General features: G+C 71.1%; 22 protein-coding genes. 11 read left to right on the forward strand and 11 right to left on the reverse strand.

What is annotated here, in order from left to right:
* Nucleotides 1–257 precede the first annotated feature (257 nt).
* The 3 genes from Nocox_RS29350 to Nocox_RS29360 form a co-directional block, all read right to left on the reverse strand.
* Nucleotides 258–788 (reverse strand): hypothetical protein, encoded by a 531-nt coding sequence (locus Nocox_RS29350; protein ID WP_020540648.1) that lies wholly within the window; start codon nucleotides 786–788, stop codon nucleotides 258–260.
* 136 nt (nucleotides 789–924) lie between these two features.
* On the reverse strand, nucleotides 925–1,581 hold the full coding sequence (locus Nocox_RS29355; RefSeq protein ID WP_026213814.1) for a CBS domain-containing protein: 657 nt from the start codon (nucleotides 1,579–1,581) through the stop codon (nucleotides 925–927).
* An 85-nt stretch (nucleotides 1,582–1,666) separates the two neighbouring features.
* The gene (locus Nocox_RS29360; protein ID WP_020540650.1) at nucleotides 1,667–2,518 is read right to left on the reverse strand and encodes a universal stress protein; all 852 of its coding nucleotides are present in this window, start codon (nucleotides 2,516–2,518) and stop codon (nucleotides 1,667–1,669) included.
* A 170-nt stretch (nucleotides 2,519–2,688) separates the two neighbouring features.
* On the opposite strand from Nocox_RS29360, the gene Nocox_RS29365 reads away from it, so the two are divergent.
* The 3 genes from Nocox_RS29365 to Nocox_RS29375 all read left to right on the forward strand — a co-directional run bounded on the left by Nocox_RS29365 (nucleotide 2,689) and on the right by Nocox_RS29375 (nucleotide 5,252).
* Nucleotides 2,689–3,297, forward strand: a complete 609-nt coding sequence (locus Nocox_RS29365; RefSeq protein WP_020540651.1) for a hypothetical protein — start codon at nucleotides 2,689–2,691, stop codon at nucleotides 3,295–3,297.
* Nucleotides 3,294–3,563: a DUF1876 domain-containing protein gene (locus tag Nocox_RS29370; protein WP_020540652.1), complete on the forward strand. Its 270-nt coding sequence runs from the start codon at nucleotides 3,294–3,296 to the stop codon at nucleotides 3,561–3,563. The genes Nocox_RS29365 and Nocox_RS29370 overlap by 4 nt, the downstream gene beginning before the upstream one ends.
* A gap of 135 nt (nucleotides 3,564–3,698) precedes the next feature.
* Nucleotides 3,699–5,252: an aldehyde dehydrogenase family protein gene (locus tag Nocox_RS29375; RefSeq protein ID WP_020540653.1), complete on the forward strand. Its 1,554-nt coding sequence runs from the start codon at nucleotides 3,699–3,701 to the stop codon at nucleotides 5,250–5,252.
* A 52-nt stretch (nucleotides 5,253–5,304) separates the two neighbouring features.
* Here Nocox_RS29375 and glnII read toward each other — a convergent pair whose 3' ends face one another.
* Nucleotides 5,305–6,324, reverse strand: coding sequence for a glutamine synthetase (gene glnII / locus Nocox_RS29380; RefSeq protein WP_026213816.1), 1,020 nt, complete (start codon nucleotides 6,322–6,324; stop codon nucleotides 5,305–5,307).
* 155 nt (nucleotides 6,325–6,479) lie between these two features.
* On the opposite strand from glnII, the gene Nocox_RS29385 reads away from it, so the two are divergent.
* The gene (locus Nocox_RS29385) at nucleotides 6,480–7,655 is read left to right on the forward strand and encodes a TerC family protein (RefSeq protein ID WP_026213817.1); all 1,176 of its coding nucleotides are present in this window, start codon (nucleotides 6,480–6,482) and stop codon (nucleotides 7,653–7,655) included.
* A gap of 36 nt (nucleotides 7,656–7,691) precedes the next feature.
* Here Nocox_RS29385 and Nocox_RS29390 read toward each other — a convergent pair whose 3' ends face one another.
* Nucleotides 7,692–10,709, reverse strand: coding sequence for an AAA family ATPase (locus tag Nocox_RS29390; RefSeq protein ID WP_020540656.1), 3,018 nt, complete (start codon nucleotides 10,707–10,709; stop codon nucleotides 7,692–7,694).
* A gap of 10 nt (nucleotides 10,710–10,719) precedes the next feature.
* Nucleotides 10,720–11,397 (reverse strand): hypothetical protein, encoded by a 678-nt coding sequence (locus Nocox_RS29395; RefSeq protein WP_157382769.1) that lies wholly within the window; start codon nucleotides 11,395–11,397, stop codon nucleotides 10,720–10,722.
* Between the two features lie 246 nt (nucleotides 11,398–11,643).
* On the opposite strand from Nocox_RS29395, the gene Nocox_RS29400 reads away from it, so the two are divergent.
* Together Nocox_RS29400 and Nocox_RS29405 are read left to right on the forward strand one after the other, a co-directional pair.
* Nucleotides 11,644–11,979 carry a carboxymuconolactone decarboxylase family protein gene (locus tag Nocox_RS29400; protein ID WP_246649588.1) on the forward strand — a complete coding sequence of 112 codons (336 nt, stop codon included), beginning with the start codon at nucleotides 11,644–11,646 and terminating at the stop codon, nucleotides 11,977–11,979.
* A 17-nt stretch (nucleotides 11,980–11,996) separates the two neighbouring features.
* The gene (locus Nocox_RS29405; RefSeq protein ID WP_020540659.1) at nucleotides 11,997–12,746 is read left to right on the forward strand and encodes an SDR family NAD(P)-dependent oxidoreductase; all 750 of its coding nucleotides are present in this window, start codon (nucleotides 11,997–11,999) and stop codon (nucleotides 12,744–12,746) included.
* Nucleotides 12,747–12,855: 109 nt separating this feature from the next.
* On the opposite strand, the gene Nocox_RS29410 is transcribed toward Nocox_RS29405, so the two are convergent.
* A complete protein-coding gene (locus Nocox_RS29410) occupies nucleotides 12,856–14,070 on the reverse strand; it encodes an ABC transporter ATP-binding protein (protein ID WP_020540660.1) in 1,215 nt (404 codons plus the stop codon).
* A 181-nt stretch (nucleotides 14,071–14,251) separates the two neighbouring features.
* On the opposite strand from Nocox_RS29410, the gene Nocox_RS29415 reads away from it, so the two are divergent.
* The gene (locus Nocox_RS29415; protein WP_020540661.1) at nucleotides 14,252–15,307 is read left to right on the forward strand and encodes a LacI family DNA-binding transcriptional regulator; all 1,056 of its coding nucleotides are present in this window, start codon (nucleotides 14,252–14,254) and stop codon (nucleotides 15,305–15,307) included.
* Here the strand turns inward: Nocox_RS29415 and Nocox_RS29420 are convergent.
* Together Nocox_RS29420 and Nocox_RS29425 are read right to left on the reverse strand one after the other, a co-directional pair.
* Nucleotides 15,276–16,547, reverse strand: coding sequence for a 2,5-dihydroxypyridine 5,6-dioxygenase NicX family protein (locus tag Nocox_RS29420; protein ID WP_020540662.1), 1,272 nt, complete (start codon nucleotides 16,545–16,547; stop codon nucleotides 15,276–15,278). The genes Nocox_RS29415 and Nocox_RS29420 overlap by 32 nt on opposite strands.
* A 93-nt stretch (nucleotides 16,548–16,640) precedes the next feature.
* The gene (locus tag Nocox_RS29425) at nucleotides 16,641–17,129 is read right to left on the reverse strand and encodes a glutathione peroxidase (RefSeq protein ID WP_020540663.1); all 489 of its coding nucleotides are present in this window, start codon (nucleotides 17,127–17,129) and stop codon (nucleotides 16,641–16,643) included.
* A gap of 201 nt (nucleotides 17,130–17,330) precedes the next feature.
* Here Nocox_RS29425 and Nocox_RS29430 point away from each other — a divergent pair, with 201 nt between their 5' ends.
* Both Nocox_RS29430 and Nocox_RS29435 read left to right on the forward strand, forming a co-directional pair.
* Nucleotides 17,331–17,726 (forward strand): aggregation-promoting factor C-terminal-like domain-containing protein, encoded by a 396-nt coding sequence (locus tag Nocox_RS29430; RefSeq protein WP_020540664.1) that lies wholly within the window; start codon nucleotides 17,331–17,333, stop codon nucleotides 17,724–17,726.
* 337 nt (nucleotides 17,727–18,063) lie between these two features.
* Nucleotides 18,064–18,549: an aggregation-promoting factor C-terminal-like domain-containing protein gene (locus tag Nocox_RS29435; RefSeq protein ID WP_020540665.1), complete on the forward strand. Its 486-nt coding sequence runs from the start codon at nucleotides 18,064–18,066 to the stop codon at nucleotides 18,547–18,549.
* Between the two features lie 22 nt (nucleotides 18,550–18,571).
* On the opposite strand, the gene Nocox_RS29440 is transcribed toward Nocox_RS29435, so the two are convergent.
* The gene (locus Nocox_RS29440) at nucleotides 18,572–19,234 is read right to left on the reverse strand and encodes a TetR/AcrR family transcriptional regulator (protein WP_020540666.1); all 663 of its coding nucleotides are present in this window, start codon (nucleotides 19,232–19,234) and stop codon (nucleotides 18,572–18,574) included.
* A gap of 85 nt (nucleotides 19,235–19,319) precedes the next feature.
* On the opposite strand from Nocox_RS29440, the gene Nocox_RS29445 reads away from it, so the two are divergent.
* Nucleotides 19,320–20,438, forward strand: coding sequence for a ferritin-like domain-containing protein (locus Nocox_RS29445; RefSeq protein WP_020540667.1), 1,119 nt, complete (start codon nucleotides 19,320–19,322; stop codon nucleotides 20,436–20,438).
* Here the strand turns inward: Nocox_RS29445 and Nocox_RS29450 are convergent.
* A complete protein-coding gene (locus Nocox_RS29450; RefSeq protein ID WP_020540668.1) occupies nucleotides 20,435–21,037 on the reverse strand; it encodes a TetR/AcrR family transcriptional regulator in 603 nt (200 codons plus the stop codon). The two genes, Nocox_RS29445 and Nocox_RS29450, sit on opposite strands and share 4 nt — an antisense overlap.
* 73 nt (nucleotides 21,038–21,110) lie before the next feature.
* Between Nocox_RS29450 and Nocox_RS29455 the strand changes: the two genes are divergently transcribed.
* On the forward strand, nucleotides 21,111–21,905 hold the full coding sequence (locus Nocox_RS29455) for an MBL fold metallo-hydrolase (RefSeq protein WP_020540669.1): 795 nt from the start codon (nucleotides 21,111–21,113) through the stop codon (nucleotides 21,903–21,905).
* The last annotated feature ends 103 nt before the right edge of the window (nucleotides 21,906–22,008 follow it).

Raw genomic sequence — 22,008 nt, forward strand, 5'->3', positions numbered from 1 at the left:
CGGGGCGGGGGGCGGGCCTAGCGGCGAAAGTCCCTTTCGTCAGGGACCTCCGGCAAGTGCGCGGCCGGGTCGTGGGCCGGCGGGTTCTTCGACGGGGTGCGGCGGCGATGCTCCGGGGGGCCGCGAGGCGCCGGCGGACCTGGCGGCCGGCGGCCGGCCGGTGAACGCGAAAGTGGCCGACCATGTGGTCGGCCACGTTCTGTCGGGGATCTCGGTCCTGCGGGAGGCCGGCTCCGGGAGCGGAGCGGGCGGCCCGGCTACCTGAGCCACGCGTTCCGGCGGACGATCGGCAGGTTGCCGAGGCCGAGGGTGGCGCCGGCGTTCGCGAGGGCCAGGCCGACGAGGACGATCGAGTAGATGATGTGGTCGTCCATGAACGGGTTGGTGGTGAGGGGCAGTTCGGCCGCCCACATGAGCACCAGCATCAGGCTCCCGGCGACGGCCGCGATCCGCAGGCCGACACCGAGGACGAGCGCGGTCCCGACGCCGAGCAGGCCGAGCATGAACAGCCAGTCCACCCAGACCTGTCCGGCCAGCGCGCTGAAGAAGCCGCCGAGGGCGTTCTCGCCGGTGCCCTTGAGGAAGCCGGTGGTGGGGCTGCCGCCGTTGATCCACGCCTTGGCCGCCGGGGTGGCGAAGCCCCAGCCGAAGGTCTTGTCCAGGAAGGCCCAGAGGAAGACCCAGCCGATCGAGATGCGGGCGGCGGCCCAGACGTAGTCGACGGGGCGGCGCGCTCTTTCTTCGGCGACGTAGGTCTGGGCGGCGTGCTTGCTGACTGTGGCGGTCATGACGGCTTCCTTTCCGTGGATGGTGCGTCGTGCTTCTCGTACCTCAAGAACACCGCTTTACACGGTTTTTACGCAGAGCCGTACGGCCCGCCCCGTCCGGGCCTTTGGTCCTCACCTCGGGCCGGGCAGGCGCCCGCTACAGCAACGGCGGCACGGCGACCAGGTCGTCCCTGCCGCAGCGCACGTCCGCGACCACGTCGATGACGCCCTCCACCGCCCGCACCCGCTCCACGAGCGCGATCACCTGCGAGCGCCGTTCGGCCTCCCCCGAGATGCGCACCACGCCCCGGTCGATCTCGACCGTGTACGTCCCGTGCTCGGACAGCACGGCCCGCACCTCGGCCGCCAGTTCCTCGACCGGCCGGGTGAAGACGCGCAGCACGTCCCGCTGGTGCAGGGTGCCGACGATCCGGCCCGTGTCCGGATCGACCACGGGAAGCTGTTTGATGTGCTTGTCGTGCATCAGCCGGGCCGCCGACCGCACCGGGTCCCGGGGCGCGACGGTGATCGCCGGCGACGTCATGAGCTGGGCGGCCGTGACCGCCGCGGCCTTCGCGTGCTCCGCCCGCTGCCGGCGCGACTCGTAGATCGAGACGCTGTGGCGCACCGGGTCGGTCTCCTTCATCAGGAGATCGTCCGCGGTGACCACGCCCACGGGACGCCGCTCGGCGTCGATGACGGTGACGGCCGAGACCGCGAACCGCTTCATCGCGGCCACGATGTCGGCGAACGGCGCGTCCTGCATGACGGCGATGGCCACACGTCCCATGAGGTCCTTGACTTCGATTGCCATGGTCTTCCCACCTCGCTTTCCCCTCCTACGCTCCGCTACCCGCGGGCGTACCCGTCACCGGCGAACGTCACCGACCGGTGGTGGCTTAAGTCCTCTGCGCGGGAACGTCCGCCGCGGGAGCGCGTACGACGGCCACCGTGCAGCGGGCGTGGTGCAGGACGCCCCTGCTGACCGAGCCGAGCACCGCCGCGCCGAACGGCCCGCGGCCGTGGGAGCCCACGACGACCAGGTCGGCCTCGGCGGAGGCCGCGGTGAGCGCGTCCACCGGGTGGGCGAACTTCACGATCTCCTCGACCTCCAGGTCCGGGTAGCGGTCGCGGAACGCCCGCAGGCGCCTCTGGACGACCTGGTGCTGGTTGGCGCGCACCTCGTCCAGGTCGCGGGCGATCTCCGGCGCGAAGGCGTGCACCACCTGGAGGGCGCTGCCGCGCAGGTCCGCCTGCTGGAAGGCGTAGGCGAGCGCGGGCTCGGACGCGGGCGAGTCGTCCACGCCGGCCACGATCCGGCCCTGCCTGGGCCGGCGCTCACCGCGTACGACGACGACGGGGCATTGCGCCTGCCCGGCGACCTGCGCGCTGACGGAGCCGAGCAGCGTCCCGGCGAAGCCGCCGAGGCCGCGGCTGCCGAGCACGATCTCGGCGGCCCGCTCGGCCTGCTCGCGCAGCACGACGACGGGCGAGCCCTCGATGTCCCGCGTCGTCACCTCGACCGAGGGCTGCCGCTCGCGCGCCAGGGCGACGGCCTCGCGCAGCACCCGCTGCCCCTCCCGCACCAGCGTGTCGCTGCCCCCGGAAGCGCCGAACCTGTCCACCTGGTACGGCGACCGGTCCACCGCGTACACGATCCGCAGCGGCAGGTGCGCGCGGAAGGCGTCCGCGGCCGCCCAGTCCACCGCCGCCCGCGCGGTCATCGACCCGTCCACACCCACCACGATCATGATGGCCTCCTCTCGTCCTTCCATCGCAGCGTGCGGGCGGGCGCCGGGCGCAGGGCCGGAGGTCCATCAGGCGAGGGCCGAAGGACCTTCAGAACGTCCGCCCGAACGTCCACGCGGGCACCGCCCTTCGGCACTGGCCGCCGCGGGGAGGCCGCGCGGACACTGAAGGCATGAGAGGTTTCCCTGACCGCCTGCGGCGGGTCCTGTTCTGGTCGGCGGCCGTGCCGGTCGCGTACCTGCTGCTCGTCCGTCCCCTGCTGCTGCGCTGGGGCGCGACCCGCGAGGAGGCCCGCGCCGCGCTGCCGGGCGACGAGCTGATGCCGCGCGCGCACGTCGTCGCGACCCGCGCCGTCACCATCGCCGCCCCGCCTGAGGCGGTGTGGCCGTGGCTGGCGGAGGTGAGCGGGCCGGACGAGCGCCTCGCGCCGGAGCCGCGGAAGTTCGGGGTCGGCGACCTGCTGCCGGCCGGGCGCGGCGACGCCGGCTTCCGGGTGGAGCGGGCGGAGCCGGATCGGCTGCTGGTGCTGTCGATCCGCGGTTTCTACGTCACGCTGTCGTGGACGATCGCGCTGCGCGACCTCGGCGGGGGGCGTACCCGGCTGGTGTCCCGGCAGCGGGTGCGGTGCCGGCCGGGCGTGCCCGGGTTCGTCTACCTGCTGCTGTCGCAGTCGGCCGATTTCCTCGCCGTCCGCGGCCGGCTGGCCGCCGTCAAGACGCTGGCCGAGCGCGAGTTCCGGCGGAGTTTCCTCGAGCCCCGGGCGGGCAGCCGGGTGCCATGAGAGCCAAGGAATGGACCGTACGCATCGAGCTGACCGAGGACGGCGACGACACCGCGGCGCGGGCGGAGCTGGTGACGGACGACGGCGTCGAGATGGAGGGGCAGGGGCGCGCGCGGCGCAACCCCTCGGACCCGGCGGTACCGCTGATCGGGGACGAGCTGGCGGTCTCGCGGGCCCTCGCCGACCTGGCAGAACGGCTGGCGCTGACCACCCAGCGGGACATCGCCGCCTCCGCCGAGACCCCCGCACCGGGCCGCTCCTGGTGATGCCGCCGATCTGCGGCACGCCGGCTCCGGGGACGCGGTCCGCCGCCTCGCCCGCCGATCCCGGTCAAGGGGCGGAGCTACGTAAATTGGCTCTGGAGGGCTAGCGTCTACCGCAACACTTACGGAGGAGGCCCGGTGAGCCGACAGATCATGTCCGTCGTGGGCGGCAAGGAGACCGCGAGCACGGCCACGTACGACTCGACCAACCCCGCGCGGCCGGCCGAGGTCGTGGCGCGGGTCGGCCTGACGGACGCGGCCACGTTCGCCGCCGCCTGCCGCACCGCGGCGGAGGCGCAGCGCGAGTGGGCGAAGGTGCCGGCGCCGGTGCGCGGCCGGGTGATCGCCTCGATCGGGCGGCTGGTGGAGGCCAACGCCGAGGCGCTGGCCCGGCTGGTGACGGAGGAGATCGGCAAGCCGTACGCGGAGGCGCTGGGCGAGGTCCGCGAGATCGTCGACACCTGCGACTTCTTCCTCGGCGAGGGCCGCCGGCTCTACGGCCAGACGGTGCCGTCGGAGATGCCGGACAAGAACCTGTTCACCTTCCGCAACCCGGTCGGCGTGGCGGCGGTCATCACCGCGGGCAACTTCCCGGTGGCCGTCCCGTCGTGGTACCTCGTCCCGGCCCTGCTGTGCGGCAACGCGGTGGTGTGGAAGCCCGCCGAGTACGCCGCCGCCTCCGCCCACGCGATGTTCCAGCTCTTCGCCGCGGCCGGCCTGCCCGACGGCGTGCTCAACGTGGTCTTCGCCGAGGGCGCGGAGACGTTCGCCGGCCTGGAGCGGGCGCTCGGGGAGGGCACCGTGCACAAGGTGGGCTTCACCGGCTCCAGCGAGGTCGGCCGGCGCGTCGGCGAGCTGACCGGCCGGCACCTGCAGTCGGCCTGCCTGGAGCTGGGCGGCAAGAACCCGATGGTGATCATGCCGGACGCCGACCTCGACCTCGCCGCCGAGGGCGCGCTGTTCTCCGGTTTCGGCACCGCGGGCCAGCGCTGCACCAGCCTCGGCACGGCGATCGTGCACGAGAGCGTCCACGAGGCGTTCGTCGAGCGGCTGGTGCGGGCGCTGGCGTCCGCCACGATCGGCGACCCGGCCGGTGACGTGCTGGCCGGGCCGCTGCTCGACCGCAAGTTCGCCGACCGCTACGAGGAGTACCTCACCTGGATCCAGCCGCACCACACCGTGGTGTCGGGGCCGGTGGGGCGCATCACGAAGGACAACCCGCGCGGCGGCTTCGACGGCGGCGAGGGCCTCTACTACCACCCGGTGGTCGTGGACGGCGTGCGCCCCGGCGACCGGCTGTTCATGGAGGAGACGTTCGGCCCGATCGTGGGCGTCACGACCTTCCGCACCCTGGACGAGGCCGTCGAGCTGGCCAACCTGCCCGGCTACGGCCTGTCCAGCTCGATCTACACGGGCGACGCGCGCAGCGCCTTCCGCTTCCGCGAGGGCGTCTCCGCCGGCATGGTCAGCGTCAACAACTCCACCTCCGGCGCGGAGGCGCATCTGCCGTTCGGCGGCAACGGCAGGTCGGGCAACGGCAGCCGCCAGTCGGGCATGTGGGTGCTCGACCAGTTCACCCGCTGGCAGGCGATGAACTGGGACCACTCGGGCCGGCTGCAGAAGGCGCAGATGGACGTCGCGGAGATCGTTCCCGACCTGGGCTTCCGGCTCGCCGAGACCCGCCTGCCCTGAACGCGTGGAAGGGGCTCCCGCCGGGCGGGAGCCCCTTCGTGCCGGGCCCGGGTCAGACCTGGCCGGCCTTCTCCAGCGCGGCGCAGCAGGTGTTGACCAGCAGGCGGGTGACGACGTACGGGTCGACGTTGGCGTTGGGGCGGCGGTCCTCGATGTAGCCCTTCTTGTCGACCTCGACCTGCCACGGGATGCGCACCGACGCGCCGCGGTTGGAGACGCCGTAGGTGTACTTGTTCCACGGGGCGGTCTCGTGGTGGCCGGTGAGGCGGAGCTCGATGTCGGCGCCGTACTGGCTGACGTGCTCCATCGGCTTGTCGCCCTCGCCGAGCGCCTCGCAGGCGGTGATGATGGCCTCGTAGCCCTCGCGCATGGCCTTGGTGGAGAAGTTGGTGTGGGCGCCGGCGCCGTTCCAGTCGCCGCGGGCGGGCTTGGCGTCGAGGGTGGCCTCCACGCCGAACTCCTCGGCGGTCCGGTAGAGCAGGTAGCGGGCGACCCACAGGTGGTCGGCGACCTCGATCGGGCCCGCCGGGCCGACCTGGAACTCCCACTGGCCGGGCATGACCTCGGCGTTGATGCCGGAGATCTTCAGGCCGGCGGCGAGGCAGCGGTCGAGGTGGAGCTCGACGATCTCGCGGCCGAACACGGCCTCGGCGCCCACGCCGCAGTAGTAGTGGCCCTGCGGGGCGGGGAAGCCGCCCTCGGGGAAGCCGAGCGGGCGGCTGCCCTTGAAGAAGGTGTACTCCTGCTCGATGCCGAACCAGGACTCCTGGTCGGCGAACTGCTCGGCGATCGGGCGCAGCAGGGCGCGGGTGTTGCTGACGTGCGGCTCGCCGTTGATCTCCTCGACCTCGCACAGCACGAGCTTGTGGTCGCCGCCGCGGATCGGGTCGGGACAGACGAACACCGGACGGAGCACGCGGTCCGAGGCGTGGCCCTCGGCCTGGTTGGTGCTGGAGCCGTCGAAGCCCCACACCGGCGGCTCGACCCCGTCAGCCACGATCTTGGTCTTCGAGCGCAGCAGGGCGGTGGGCTCGGTGCCGTCGATCCAGATGTACTCAGCCTTGTAGCTCACGGTGGTCCCTTTCACGTCTCTTCCAGCCACGCCGAGTCTTGCGGACGGCCGTTTCCCGGTTTTTGCCCGCATGTGAACGCCGTGTTAAGGAGCAGGTCGCCTGACCTGGCGGTCGCGGAAGGCATAACCAGCGGCAGGTGGGACAGACGTTACCCATGAGCGTCTCGCCGTTGGTCTGGGGTCTCACGATCGCCGGAATCGTCGCGCTGCTGCTGTTCGACTTCTTCTTCCACGTGCGGAAGGCGCACATCCCCACGCTGCGCGAGGCGTCGTTCTGGTCGGCCCTGTACGTCGGCATCGCGCTCGTCTTCGGCGCCGGCGTGTGGATCTTCGGCGGCTCCGACCCCGGCGCCGAGTACTTCGCCGGCTACGTGACGGAGAAGGCGTTGTCGGTCGACAACCTCTTCGTCTTCCTCGTCATCATGTCGAGCTTCAAGGTGCCGCGCGCCGACCAGCAGAAGGCGCTGCTGTTCGGCATCGTGTTCTCGCTCGTCGCCCGGACGCTGTTCATCCTGGTGGGCGCGGCGCTGATCAACACCTTCGCCTGGGTGTTCTACCTGTTCGGCCTGATCCTGCTGCTCACCGCGGGCAACCTGCTCAAACCCGAGAGCGAGGAGAGCCATTCGCCGGACAACCTCATGGTGCGCCTGGCCCGGCGCGTCTTCCCCGCGACGGACGTCTACGACGGCGACCGGCTGTTCACCGTCAAGGACGGGCGGCGGGTCATGACGCCCATGCTGCTGGTGATGGTCGCCATCGGCGGCACCGACATCCTGTTCGCGCTCGACTCGATCCCGGCGATCTTCGGCCTCACCCAGAACGTCTACATCGTCTTCACCGCCACCGCGTTCTCGCTGCTGGGGCTGCGCCAGCTCTACTTCCTCATCGACGACCTGCTCGACCGGCTCATCTACCTGGCCTACGGCCTGGCCGTCATCCTGGGCTTCATCGGGGTCAAGCTGATCCTGCACGCGCTGCACGAGAACAACGTGCCGTTCATCAACGACGGCGAGCCGGTGCCGGTCGTCGAGATCAGCACCGGCCTGTCCCTGACGGTGATCATCGCCGTCCTGCTGGTCACCGTGGTCGCCTCGCTGGCCAGCGCGAAGGGCCGGGCGCAGAGCACCGTCTCGGCCGCGCGCCGGTACGCCCAGGAGTACCTGGAGGTCGAGCACGACCCGCAGCGGCGCGAGGAGCTGTTCGTGAAGGTCTGCGCCAAGGAGCGGGACCTGGGGGAGCTGCCGGAGAAGTACCGCACGCGCATCCACGACGAGGACAAGCTGAGGGCGCTGCTGCGCCGGGTGCACGAGGAGCACGACCGGAGCTGCTGACAGGTCCGGCCGTGCTCCTCCGGCACGCCGCTTCGTTCAGGTGCGGCCGTTTCCGTTGCCGTCGTAGCCGAGCAGCCGCAGCGCGGTGTCCGGGTCCATGGCGGCGGCGAGGAGCTGGGCCCTGGCGTGCGCCTCGTCGCGCTCGCGCTCGGCCTTCGCCTGGGCCGCGCGTACGCCCTTGACCGCGACCAGCGCGAGCCCGCCGCCCACGATGACCGCGACGATCACCACGAACAGCACCAGCAGCAGCCCCGGCGAGGCGATCCCCGGAGAGCCGGCGGCGTTCAACAGGTCGCCGCCCGCGCCCGTCACCGCCAGCGCGGCGATGACGGACAGAACCACGAGGCCGAGCAGGCTGGCGATGACCAGCCACACCCTGCCCGCGATCCGCCGCCTCCGCGACGGCCCCGGCCCCGTGGCCGCCGGCCCCACCACCACAGGCGCGGGCGCGGGCGCGGGCGCCGGCGTCGGCGTCGGCGCCGACGGTTCAGCCGCCCACGGCACGAACTCCGGCCGCTCCACCGCCCCCGATGCCGCCGAAGGGAGCGAGGCGGGCGGGGGTGCGGCGGGCGCCGGTGGGGGTGGCGGTCCGCCGGGGCCGCCTGGGGTGCCGGGCGGGGGCACGATCTGGACGGCAGTCGTGATCGTGTCGCCGGCGTACGCCGCCGCCGGCACGGGCGGGTACGCCGGCCCCGGCAGCTCGCGCTCGACCCGGCTGTGCTCCCGGTGCGCCCGCGCCGCCTCCGCGTGGTACTCCTCCAGTTCCTCGTACAGGGTGTCGGAGGCGTAGACGGTGCCGTCGATGAGCGGGCCGGGCTCGCGCCGGATGATCGCCACGACGTCGTCACCGTTGAGGGTCTTGTGCGTCTCCAGCGCGTGCGCCACGCACAGCACCTCTCTGCGGTGCTCCTGCAGCAGTCGCTCGGTCTTCTCCAGCAGCCGCACGAGGTTGAACTCGATCCGCTCCCCCAGCACGTCGGGGGTGAGGTCGGGTTCGCGCCGGGCCGGCTCCCGGTCGGTGATGCCGATGCCGCCGCCGGCGCCGGGCGGCTGCTTGCGCACCGCCTTGCCGCCCATGATCTCCAGCTCCTGGAGCGCGGGCAGCGAGGTGACGCCCGACCCCATCCCCCAGTACGACTCCATCATGGCCGTCAGGTAGGTCGCCGAGAACAGGTCGCCGGAGACGCCGGAGGAGTTGTCCTCGCCGAAGAACATGCGCTCGCCGGCGAGCGACGCCAGCGACACCATGATGTCGGCCTCGTGCTCGGACTTCCACCGGGTGAACTGGTCCTCGGGCTTGATCGAGGCGACCATGCCCAGGTAGTCGGCGCCCTTCTCGATGGTGGCGATGTCGATCTCCAGGTGGAACCTGGTCGCGTACGCCACCACGGCGTGACAGGCCTCGTGCACGGCGACGGCGTGCCGCTCGCGCTCGATGTACTCGACGTCCTCGGGCGGGCCGAGCTGCTTGAGCCGTTTGGCGCGCAGCACGTCGGACCAGGTGATGATCTCCCTGCCGTCGCGGATGGCGGTGATCAGGGACTCGTTGACGAGGTCCTTGATCGTGGCGCCCGTCGCGTACGGGGTGATGGTGGCGAGCTTGTCGATCTGCTCCGGGGTGAGCTGGTGCCAGACCTTGTCGAAGTAGCCCTGGTAGGTGCGCACCCGCCCGGCCTTGGACGGGTAGCCGACCTTGTAGATGCGGTCGATGCGGCCGGGCCGCAGCAGCGCCTCGTCCAGCGCGTCGGGCCGGTTGGTGGCCATCATGACGAGGATGCGGTATTTCGGCGGCGGCTTGGGCCGCATGCCGAGCAGCCGCCGGACGAACCGGTTGAAGAAGCCGCGTGGTTTCTTGAGCCCGGACAGCTCGGTGAGCAGCGCCTGGAGGGTTCCGGCGTCGCCGCCGCCCATCATGCCGCCGCCCATCATGAAGCGGTTCCGCCCGCCGGGCTCGTCCCTGTCCTCGCGCCGGGAGCGGAAGGTGAGCACCTGCCGGGTCGGCTCGGACAGGTAGCCGAAGCCGTGGCAGCCGTGCGCGTCCGTCATCGCGGAGAAACCGCCGCCGGGCACGTTGGGCCCCTGCTGGGCGAGCCGGCCGCGCTTGCCGAGCGAGTCGGCCTCGTCGAAGAAGACGATGACGCCGCCGTAGCGCAGCGCCAGCTTGCGCAGCTTCCTGAACAGCGTCTTGACCTTGAGAATGCCGATGCCCATGAACATGTTCGTGAACGCGCCCGGATCCACGAACACGTACGGCTTGCCGGTCTCGCCGGCCACGGCCTCGGCCATGAGGGTCTTGCCGGTGCCGGGCGGGCCCCAGAGCAGCAGGCCGCTCGGGACGTACCCGCCGCGCCGCTCGATCTCGTCGGGCCGTTCCAGGAAGACGATGTTCTCGCGGACCCGCTCGACGACGTGGTCCTGCCCCCAGACGTCGTGGAAGCGGGTCTTGATGTCGTCGGGGAAGTACGTCTCGACGCCGCCGCGCGACAGGAACCAGAACAGGCCGACGAACTGGATGATGACGAAGAAGAACAGGAAGACGATCTGGAGGAAGAACGGCAGCGCCTGCCAGATCAGCGCGGGCGCCTGCATGAGCGCGGCGAACGGGCTGACGTCCAGCACCGCCCCCAGCACCAGGGCGGCCAGCGCGACCAGGAAGGCGATCTTGAGCGCGCGGGAGAGCCGGTAGCGCGTCCAGTCGTCGAAGCGCCGGTGCGTCCACCGTTCGAAGCCGCCGAAGACTCCCTGGCTCCAGAACCGGTGGTAGCCGGACCAGTGCTCGCTGACGAGGAAGTGCAGCTGACGCGCGAGCTCGACGCCCAGCAGCCAGAAGATCCACGGATAGTGCTGGGCGATGGTCCGCATGCCGTCGTAGAAGGGCATGATGCCCGTGAAGTCGACCGTCTCCTTCCACGCCAGGACGAGAAAGGCGAGCACCAGGGCGATGAGGAATTTGCTCCGGTCCCAGAGCCGCATCTTCTTCCTGGTCACGGAGTCGGGGTCGGAGGGCCCGCTGCCGGGTGCGCGCAGCCCTTCATGGTGTTCGGTCGTGGTCAATGGTGCTCCCTCATCCAGGCAGCCGGAGCAGCTTCAAGGAACTCGCGATCTTGTCGAACTCGCCGGCGCGCTGCCGGTAGCAGGCCATCTGGCAGCTGAGGAGCATGACGGAGACCGTGTCGCCCTTCTCGTTGAGGATGGCGGTGTGGTCGAAGGTCTGGACGTCGGCGCCGATCTGGTAGTTGAACCGCACCCGTACGCCCTTGGCGCCGTCGTCGAAGCTCAGGACCTGGTCGTCGAGGAGCTCGAAGTTCTTGAAGACCTGCGGCTGCCCGGTGGCGGCGGCCTGCTGCGCGTAGAGCTCCCGCACCTGCTCGGTGACCGGCAGCACGAAGTCGCGCAGCCGGTTGAGTGAGACCGCGTCCCGCTGCTCCTCGGTGAGCTGGTGCACGGTGGCGTAGACGAAGGGGTCCTTGGAGCCCAGCAGGTGGTCGACCGTGGGATCCGCGGACTGGTCGAAGGCCGTGGACCAGACCCGCTGGGCCCGCAGCGCCGCGGCCGCCGAGCTGGGGTGGTCGCCCGACAGATACAGCTCGATGGGATTGGCGTCGAGCTGCTTGAACGAGGACGGCACCTTGAAGTACGTCGTCCCTTCGCGGTCACGGACGTAGGTGAACTCCGGCTGCCCGCAGGCGGACAACAGGGTCACCGTCACCATGAGCGCGATCAAAGCCCGTGTCTTGATCACCAGGGCTTACCTCCGCTTTACGGACCGACGGAGTTGTTGTGCCCGCTTTCGAGAGGGAACGAGCCCGTGGCGGAATGAGAAATCTTGACCAAATCTTGCCCGGACCTTGGCTCGATTTGTTACAGATCAGCCGGAACGCCGAGCCTCGGGTGGCGCGGCGGCCACTACAACGTTCATGCAACCCCCATTGGTTCAACTCAGGAAGTAGCGAAAGATATGAGGATCCCTATCGATCCGGAGCCCCTGATGACCGAACCCGCAATGCAGATCGTCGACTCCTTCGGCATCATGGCCGAGCGCCGGTTCGCCGACGTGTGGGCGAGGACCGTCCTGCCGGTCAGGGAGCGCCGCCTGCTCCTGCTCGGGCTGCTCGTCGCCCAGGGCCTGGACGATCAGGTGGAGACGCATCTGGACGCCGCGCTGCGCACCGGCGAGCTCACCGAGACCGAGCTACGCGAGGTGGTGGTGTTCCTGTCCCACTACGCCGGATGGGCGCGGGGCGCGCGGCTCAACGACCAGGTGGAGACGCTGATCGAGCGCGCCGCCCGGTCCCGCTCCGGTGCCGCGGGCCACGCGGGGTAGGCGTTAGGGTTGCGGGCATGCCCACCGCTCTGATCACCGGCGCCACCGCGGGCCTCGGCGCCGCCTTCGCCCGCCGCCTGGCCGGCGAGTCCTGCTCTCTCGTCCTGGTCGCGCGGGACGAGGCCCGTCTCGCCGAGATCGCGGGCCAGCTCAAGCTGAGGTACGGCGTGAGCGTCGAGGTGCTGCCCGCCGACCTGACGACGGAGGAGGGTCTCGCGGCGGTCGAGTCGCGCGTCCGCGAAGGCGTCGACGTGCTGGTCAACAACGCCGGTTTCGGCAACCGCGGGCACTTCCCCGAGGTGCCGGCCGCCGACGAGGTGCGCATGCTGCGGCTGCACTGCGAGGCGGTGCTGCGGCTCACCCTGGCCGCGCTGCCCGGCATGCGTAAGCGCGACCGGGGCGCGATCGTCAACGTCGCGTCGGTGGCGGCGTTCTTCACGCGCGGCACCTACAGCGCGTCCAAGGCGTGGGTGGTCAACTTCAGCGAGTCGGCCGCGAACGAGGTCGGCAACCCGCGCATCAAGATCATGGCGCTCTGCCCCGGCTTCGTGCGCACCGAGTTCCACCAGCGGGCCGGCATGGACACCGCGGGCATCCCGGGCTTCCTGTGGCTCAAGGCCGACGACGTGGTGCGCGAGGGGCTGCGCGACCTGGCGCTGGGCAAGCGGGTGTCCGTGCCCGACCTGCGCTACAAGGTGATCGTGGCGGTCGGCCGGCTGGTGCCGCGCGGCCTGCAGCGCTACGTCTCGTCCCGCATCGGACGCTGACGGCTCACCCGGAATGAGAACGGGCCCCCGCCGCGGGAGGGGGTCGCGGTGGGGGCCCAGCGGCCGTGAGCGAGGCTCACGGCCGGGATTCAGGAGACGGGAAACCCGCTCAGCGGTTGGCCTCGTGGCCGATGGCCAGACCCGAGGTCGGGTCGAAGAAGTGCAGGTTGTGCGTGTCGACGACCAGGTCGATGGTCTGGCCGGAGCGCGCGTGGCTGCGGGCGTTGACCCGGGCGGTCCACAGGGACTTGTCGCCGGCCAGCGGCAGCGTCGCCTCCTCGTCGTCGCCCGTGTCGGCGGCGGCGACGGTGTCCTTGTGCTCGACCGGCGGGGCGTCGATGAGGAACAGCACGTTGATCTCGGAGCCCAGCTCCTCGGTGACCTCCACGCGGGCCGGCAGGGTGGCCCAGCCGTTGGCGTGGTTGCCGGCGGAGTTCGCGTCCTCGAAGTCGGACGGGCGGATGCCGAGGATGATCTTCTGGCCGACGTACCGGTCGAGGCCCGGCTTGTCGCTGAAGGTGGAGTCGGGGATGGGCAGCTTGTAGCCGGCGAAGGCCACGGCGGCGCCGCCCTCGTCGCGGACCAGCTCGGCGGTGACGAAGTTCATCGCCGGGGAGCCCATGAAGCCCGCCACGAACAGGTTGACCGGCTTGTCGAACAGGTTCTGCGGGGTGTCGACCTGCTGCAGGATGCCGTCGCGCAGCACGCAGACGCGGTCGCCGAGGGTCATGGCCTCGACCTGGTCGTGGGTGACGTACACGGTGGTGACGCCGAGGCGCTCGTGCATCTGGTTGAGCGAGGCGCGCATCGAGACGCGCAGCTTGGCGTCGAGGTTGGACAGCGGCTCGTCCATGAGGAAGGCCTGCGGCTCACGCACGATGGCGCGGCCCATGGCGACACGCTGGCGCTGACCGCCGGAGAGCGCGGCCGGCTTGCGCTTGAGGTACTGCTCCAGGCCGAGCATCTTGGCGGCCTCGTTGACGCGCTTCTGGATCTCCGGCTTCGGCATCTTGCGCAGCTTGAGGCCGAAGGCGAGGTTCTCCTCGACCGTCATGTGCGGGTAGAGCGCGTAGTTCTGGAAGACCATCGCGATGTCGCGGTCCTTGGGCGGCAGGTGGTTGACCACCTTCTCGCCGATGGAGATCTCGCCCCCGCTGATGTCCTCAAGGCCGGCGATCATCCGGAGCGCGGTCGACTTGCCGCAACCGGACGGACCGACCAGCACCATGAACTCGCCGTCCTTGATCTCAAGGTTGAGCCCGTTCACGGCCTTCACGCCACCGGCGTAGATCTTGTCGACGTTGCTCAGAACGATGGATGCCATGACATTCCTTCGTGATCCGGGGCGCGCTAGGGCCCGGATGGGTAGCGTGTCCCCACGTACGTGGATACGTTTTCAAACATCTCACCCGAAAGGGTGATCGCTGTCAAGAGTTCCCGTGTGAACAGGCGTTGTCGGCGCGTGCGGCTTCCCTCTCCGTGGAAACCATGATGGAATCGTTTCCATGGACAAGCGGGCGACGATCAAAGATGTGGCCGAGGCGGCCGGCGTGGGCGTCGCGACCGTCTCCAGGGTGCTGTCCGGCGGCTCGGCCAGCCCCCGCACCCGCGAGCGGGTGCTCGCCGTCGCCGCGCAGCTCGACTACCGGCCGAGCGCACTCGGCCGGAACCTGCGCCAGCGCCGCACCGGCGGCATGGGCCTGCTCGTCCCCGACCTCACCGACACCTTCTACGGCCAGCTCGCCGAGGGCGTGCTCGCCTGCGCCCGCTCGACCGGCGAGCCGGTGGTGGTCGGCTCCACGGGCGACGACCCCGAACAGGAGTCCGAGCTGATCGGGATGCTGCTGGAGCAGAGCGTGGACCGGCTGATCGCGGTCCCCACGGGCGACGCCGAGACGTGGGCGCCGGCCGTACGGGCGGGGATGACGGTGGTCTTCGCCGACCGCCTGCCCGCCCGGCCCGCCGAGGAGGAGCAGCAGGAGGCCGTGGACGACCTCATGCGCCTCGACGGCCTCTCCCCCGCCCCGCGCCCGCACGCGCCGGAGGCCCCGTCGGTGCTCGCCGACGACCGCGCGGGCATCCGCACCGCCGTGCGTTACCTGCGCGGCCTCGGGCACCGGCGCATCGCCTTCCTCGGCGGCCCCGGGCACGACCGGCGGGTGGCGGCCTTCCGCGAGGCGGTGGGCGCGCCGGTGGACGAGGACCTGGTGGTCTTCGCCACCGGCAGCCGCGACTCCGCCTACGCGGCGGCCTCCGGGCTGTTCCAGAGCCGCCCCGACCTGACGGCGGTGGTGGCCGGGGGCAACGTGCTCGGCGAGGCGGCGGTGCTGGCGGCCAGGGAGCTGGACCTGCGGGTGCCACGGGACGTCTCGCTCGTCATGTACGACGACGTGCCGTGGGCCGAGCTCTGCTCCCCGCCGCTCACGGTGATCGCGCGGCCGGGGCGCGACATGGGCTACCGGGCCGCCGAGCTGGTGCTGCGGCCGGGGGGCCGCCGGCCGCGCGCGGTGGTGCTGCCGACCGAGCTGATCATCCGGGGAAGCTGCGCCCCGCGCCGTTGACCGGCTCCGGCCCCGCGCCCGCCGCACCCGGCCCCGCGCCCGCCGCACCCGGCCCCGCGCCCGCGGCGCCCGGGCCCGCGCCCACGCCAGAACCCGGGCCGGCGCCCGTTTCCGGCCCGGCTCCGGTGTAGCGGCGCGGCAGGATCATCGTCGGGTTGTCGTCCAGGATGACCTCCGGCGGCCCGAACCGCGCCGCCACCTCCCTGATCTCCGGATCGTCGAGCAGCAGCAGCCGCCCCTGCTCCACGAACAGCTCGCCGTCGACCACGATCGTCGGCCGGTCCACCTGGATGTCGCAGTGGGCGAAGCCGGGCCCCGTGGTGACCGGCACGCCGTCGGTCAGCCCGTCGAGGCCGCAGTAGAAGGCTCCGGCGTGCTTCTCCCGTTCGAACTGGGTGCCGCCCGCCACGCGCACCTTCGGGTTGAGCCCGAGCAGGCCGTGGCGCATGTAGTAGCCGCCGGGGGCGTAGCGGCGGAGCTGCTCGGCCGCCGTGCCGCCCTCGATCTTGCGGACCAGGTTGCCCTCCAGCGTGACGCGCAGCGGCTCCTCGGGGACGCCGGTGACCGTGGACTCCTCGATGACGATCACGCCCTCGGTGTCCGTGGGCCAGAAGTTGGCGCCCCCGTACGGGAAGGGCCGCCAGTCACCCGGGCGCATCGCGCCGGGATCGGGGTCGAAGGTGAACCCGGAGTAGGTCACGTCGGTGCCCCGTTCGGAGGTCACCCGGATCGCGCGGGCCGGCGAGAGCCGCGCCAGCGTCCGCCGCAGCAGGGCGTAGAAGACCTCGGCGGGCAGCCGGCCGCCGGTCAGCAGCGCCCCGGCGGTGGCCGTCATGTGCAGCGACAGCCAGCGCGAGGAGCGCGCCTTGATCTGGTCGAAGAAGAGCGGGGCCGTGTGCACCTCGCCCCACCACGTCCCGGCGATGACGACGTCGGCCTCACGGAAGGCGGCGGTCTCGATGGCGAGCGGCGCCTCCCTGTCCCACCCGCCTGGACTGAACGGCGGCACCGACAGGATCCGCACGTCCGCGTCACGGAACGCGGCCGCCGCCGCGAACGCCTGCACCACGACCGGGTCGACCGTGTGCTCCATGATCAGCAACACCCGCTCGCCGGCCCGCAGCCGCAGGTAGTCCAGCGCGTTGCGGACGCCGGGCATCAGCTCGACGATGGAGTACGGCGCGACGGCGGGCTCGGCGACATAGCTGAAGGGCGATCCTGCGTACGGGTTGATGGTCATGGGGCAAGGGCTCCTAGCGTCATGGCCGACATGTGCTAGATCGATACCCCGTGCCGGAAAACGCGTACCGTGTCCGTTCGATTACCGCCCTGGTCAGCTCAGGAGCTTGTCGATGGCCGAGGTGACGGCCGGGTCCTCGGGCGTGGTGCGGGGACGGAAGCGGGCGACCGGGGCGCCCTCGCCGTCGACCAGGAACTTCTCGAAGTTCCACTGCACGTCGCCGGCCTCGCCCTCGGCGTCGGCGAGCCGGGTGAGCTCCTCGTAGAGCGGGTGCCGGCCGGGGCCGTTGACCTCGGTCTTGGCGAGGAGCGGGAAGTCCACGCCGTACGTCGTGGCGCAGAAGGTCTGGATCTCCTCCGCCGTGCCCGGCTCCTGTCCGGCGAACTGGTTGCAGGGCACGCCGATGACGGTGAGGCCGCGCGGGCCGTACTGCTCCTGGAGCTTGACCAGGCCGCTGTACTGCGGCGTGAGGCCGCAGCGGGAGGCGACGTTGACGATGAGGGCGGGCCGGCCCTCCGTGAGCTCGCGGAGCGTGGTGGGGGCGTCGGCGAGGGTGCGGAGCGGGATGTCACTGAGGCTCATGATCCGACGATACAGAACCCCGCTAAGTGATCAGTCACGGAAAAATGTGACGCAGCCCTCATTTAGCTGACAAAACCCCTGAACAGCGAGACATGGCACCCTTTACCAACGATCTACATTTTCATCGTCAATTCGCAACGAAAGGTTCTTATCGGGCAGGGTGGCGCGGTCCATGTCCCCTTCGAAAGGGAATCCATGCCCATGCTCCGCCGTACCGGCGTCCTCGTCCTGACCGCCACCCTGGTGGCGGCGGGCGGCGCCTCGGCCGCACAGGCGCAGAGCTCCCAGACGAGCGCGACCAGCAGGAACAAGTCGATCGCCAAGCCCATGGTGGCCGCGCGCGGCTGGAACATCACCCAGTTCAGGTGCCTGGAGAGGCTCTGGGCCCGCGAGAGCGGATGGAACCACCGGGCCGCGAACGGCTCCGGCGCCTACGGCATCCCGCAGGCGCTCCCCGGGGCCAAGATGGCCTCCTCCGGTCGCGACTGGCGCACGAACCCCCGCACCCAGATCAAATGGGGCCTCGGATACATCAAACAGCGGTACGGCACGCCGTGCGGCGCGTGGGGACACTTCCTCTCCCACAACTGGTACTGACCCAAACCCCAGGCTTGTCCGCTCTTTGCGGCAAGACCCCGTCAGCACCGCGACCGGCCCGGCAACGGCGGTCCAGCGAGGCCGCCTTTTATCCGCAACGATCACACAAAGGACTGTCCTTCGCGTGTCCCGATGTATGACCCGTGGTGACACCGCGTAATAGGAATCGTGCTAAAGGACACGTCGCGGTGCCCTCCGGGCCGCCCAGCAGGATCGGGCGGAACAGGATCCCGGAGAGCCGGCGGACCCCTTCGCGTGCGCGCCACGTACGCGGAGCGGCAGGGCGCCCCCTTCGGCGGGGCGCCCGTCCGCGCGCGGCCCGGAAGCAAGGATCACCTTGGACAGCAAACGCGCGCGCGGCGGCACGATCATCGGCCTGACCGCGTTCACCGCGCCCGTCATCGTGCTCAGCACGATCACCGCACCCACGGCCTGGGCGGAGGCGGCGGAGTCGCCGATCCCGATCAGGACCAGGACGTGGACGACATCCGCGCAACCCAGGATCCCGGCCGTCGTGCCGGCCAACAAGAACAAGCGGATCGCCCTCGGCCACGTCGTCCAGCGATCGTGGAACCTCAGGGAATTCCGCTGCCTGGACCAGCTCTGGACCAGGGAGAGCAACTGGAACCATCACGCCTACAACCGCTCGTCCGGCGCGTACGGCATCCCGCAGGCGTTGCCCGGGGGCAAGATGAGCGGCGCCGGCCGCGACTGGCGGTCGAACCCGGAGACGCAGATCCGCTGGGGCCTCGCCTACATCAAGGGACGCTACGGCAGGCCGTGCGGCGCATGGGGACACTGGAGGTCGCACAACTGGTATTGACGGCGACCGGGAGGGCGCCCGCTCACCGGACGCCCTCCCGGCCGGCCTGCCCGACCGCCGTGGCGCGGGCCGCTGCGGCCTGGATGAGCATGTCCAGCCCGAACTCGAACTCCTCCTCGTGATCGCACGTGCCGAGCAGCGACGCCATCGCCCCCACCTCGGGGAACAGCGCGGGATCCACGCCCGCCGACGGGACCGCGGGGGCGCTCCCGGGCGCGAACGCCGGCGTCACCCCGACCTCGCGCAGCAGCGACCCCACGATGTAGGCGATGAACACCCGCAGCATGCTGACCGCCTCGGCGCCGTCGAACCCGGCGCTGCGCAGCGTGGCCAGCGCCCGCTCGACCGGCAGCAGCCCGGCGGCGGAGTGGAGCTGCCTGCTGACCACCAGCATCGTCGAGCGCGGGTAGTGGCCGGCGATCTGCCGGAAGGCCCGCGCCTGCACGCGCACCCGGTCGCTCCAGTGGGCGCCGGGGTCGTCGGTGAACTCGATCTCGCTCAGCACCGCCTCGGCCACGCCGTTGAGCAGCGCGTCCTTGCTGGGCACGTGGTTGTAGAGGGACATCACGCCGACGCCCAGCTCGGCGGCGAGGCGGCGCATCGAGACCGCGTCGGCGCCCTCGCGCTCGATGAGGTCGATGGCGGCCGCGACGATCCTGGCCCGGGAGAGCGGCTTCGTGGGCATGGCTCATTCTATTGACCGCCGTACAGCGTACGTGCAACTCTCACGGAAGGACGTACGGCGTACGTCATCCCCCCGCGGAGGTCAGATGTCGACCCACGATCTCTACACCATCCCCGCCGGCCTCTCCACCTGGGACGTCCAGATGTCCGGCGCCAGCCGGTTCACCTGGGAGTACGACGACGGCCGCGACCGCATGCTCGCCCTGTACCAGAAGGGCAAGGACAAGCAGTGGGACTCCGTCAAGCGCATCGACTGGGACCTTGAGGTCGATCCGTACAACGTGCTCGGCATCCCCGACGAGACGATCGCCATCCACGGCACGCCGCTCTGGGAGCGGATGGACGAGCGGACCCGCCAGGAGGTGCGCCGGCACGGCGCCGCCTGGCAGTTCTCCCAGTTCCTGCACGGCGAGCAGGGCGCGATGATCTGCTCGGCCAAGATCGTCGAGTCGGTGCCCGACCTCGACTCGAAGTTCTACGCCGCCACCCAGACCATGGACGAGGCCCGCCACGCCGAGACCTACGCCCGGTTCCTCCAGGAGAAGGTGGGGCTCGCCTACCCGATCAACCAGCATCTGAAGGCGCTGCTGGACAGCACCCTCGGCGACTCGCGCTGGGACATGCCCTACCTCGGCATGCAGGTGCTCATCGAAGGGCTGGCGCTGGCGGCGTTCGGGGTGATGCGCGACATCACGACCAAGCCGCTGCCCAAGCAGATCCTCGCGTACGTGATGCAGGACGAGGCCCGGCACGTCGCCTTCGGCCGGATGGCCCTGCGCGACTACTACAGGAACCTGTCGGAGAGCGAGCTGCGCGAGCGCGAGGACTTCGTCATCGAGGGCTGCTACCTCATGCGTGACCGGCTGCGCGGCGAGGAGACCTGGGAACGCCTCGGCCTGTCGCCGTCGGAGGTCGCCGAGGCGATGGAGGCCACGGAGCACTCGGAGTACCTGCGGCTGTTCCGCTCGCTGCTGTTCAGCAGGATCGTGCCGTGCGTCAAGGACATCGGGCTGTGGAGCCCGCGGCTGCGGCAGGCGTACGCGGACATGGGCGTGCTGGACATGGCGGGCCAGTCGCTGGAGGCGCTCATGCGCCAGGACGAGGAGATCGCCGACCAGGTCGACGCCGAGCGCTTCGCCCGGGAGGAGGCGGACCGGCACGCCGAGGTCGCCGGCACCATCGCCCTCGGTGAGGCCGGCGCCTAACCCGGCGCGCGCTCCAGGGCCGCCAGCATGAGGCGGCGCGCGCGGGCCGGGGCGGCGGGGTCGGCGAGGAGCTGGATCTCCTGGTTGGCCGCCATCGCGATGCCCGTCAGCGTCGCCACGAGGTCGTCGGGGCCGGGCGTCGCGGCGAGGTCGCCCGCCTCCTGCGCGAGCACGATCTGCTCGCGCAGGAAGGCCCGCCAGCGGACGACCGTGGCGAGGAGGAGGTCGCGCAGCTCGCCCGGCCGGGCGTCCAGCTCACAGGACGCGGCGGTGATGAAGCACCCGTTGGGGAACGGGCTGCTCTCCAGGTAGTCGCACCAGCGCTCGACGACCGCGCGCAGGCGCGGCAGTCCCGGCTCGGCCCGCAGGCCCGGCTCGACGACGGCGGCGGCGAACAGGTCGGCCGCCCTGGCCAGCACGGCGAGCTGCAGCGCGGCGCGGGAGCCGAAGGGGCCGACGACGCCGGCCTTGCTCATGCCGACGTCGCCGGCCAGGGAGCCGATGGTCAGCCCGTGCAGGCCGTCGGCGGAGGCCCTGAGCACGCCGGTGGCGACGATGCGCTCGCGGGTCGCCTGGGCCGCCTCGGCGGAGTTCCTCATGGTTGACGAGTTTAGCAAACGATCGTACGCTCACCTCGATAACGAACGATCGTTTGCTAAAGGGAGGCCGCAGATGCGCGTCCGATGGCTGGGCTGGGCCGGGGCCGAGATCGAGTCCGGGGGCCACAGCGTGGTGATCGACCTGCTCGGCCGTCCCGAGGGGGTGCTGGAGGGCACCCCGCTGTCGGCGCCGCTCCCGGAGGTCGTCCGGCCGCGCACCGAGGGCGACGTGCTCGCCGGGCTGTGCACCCACCTGCACCGGGACCACACCGACGCCGGCGCCCTGGCCACGGCGCTCCGCCCGGACGGGCTGGTGCTGCATCCCGCCTCCTTCGGCGGCGACGACCACGAGAACCTGTGGACGCTCAAGGCCGACCGCGAGCTCGACGGCCACGGGCTGTCCCGGCGTCCCATGGGCCTGTGGGAGACCGTCACGATCGGCCCCTTCACGATCTCGGCCGTGCCGGCCGTCGACACCCTGGGCGATCCGCAGGTGTCGTGGGCCGTCGAGGCGGGCGGCAAGCGGGTGCTGCACCTCGGCGACAGCATGTTCCACGGCTACTGGTGGCGCGCCGCCCACCGGTTCGGGCCGTTCGACGCGGTGCTCGTCCCCGTCAACGGGCCGACCGTGTGCTTCCCGCACTGCCTGCCGCCGAGCCCCTATCCGGCCTCGCTCGACGCCGGCCAGGCCGCCGTGGCCGCGCGCCTGCTCGGAGCGCGGATCGCGGTGCCGATCCACTACGACGGGTTCCACGTCGACGGCTTCTACGAGACCAGGCCCGGCGAGCTGGCCCGCTTCCAGGAGGCGGCCGCCGCCGAGACCTATGAGGTCGCCGCGCTCAAGCAGGGCGAGGACGTCACCCTGTAGTCCTGTGGCGGGAGCGGCGACGTCGCGCTTCGTGCATGATCGTTCACGTTTTCCCACGTCACATACGTGAAACGCACCTCCGGGCCACAAAAATTCGGTTGAT

The sequence above is a fragment of the Nonomuraea coxensis DSM 45129 genome, from assembly GCF_019397265.1.
GTDB lineage: Bacteria > Actinomycetota > Actinomycetes > Streptosporangiales > Streptosporangiaceae > Nonomuraea > Nonomuraea coxensis.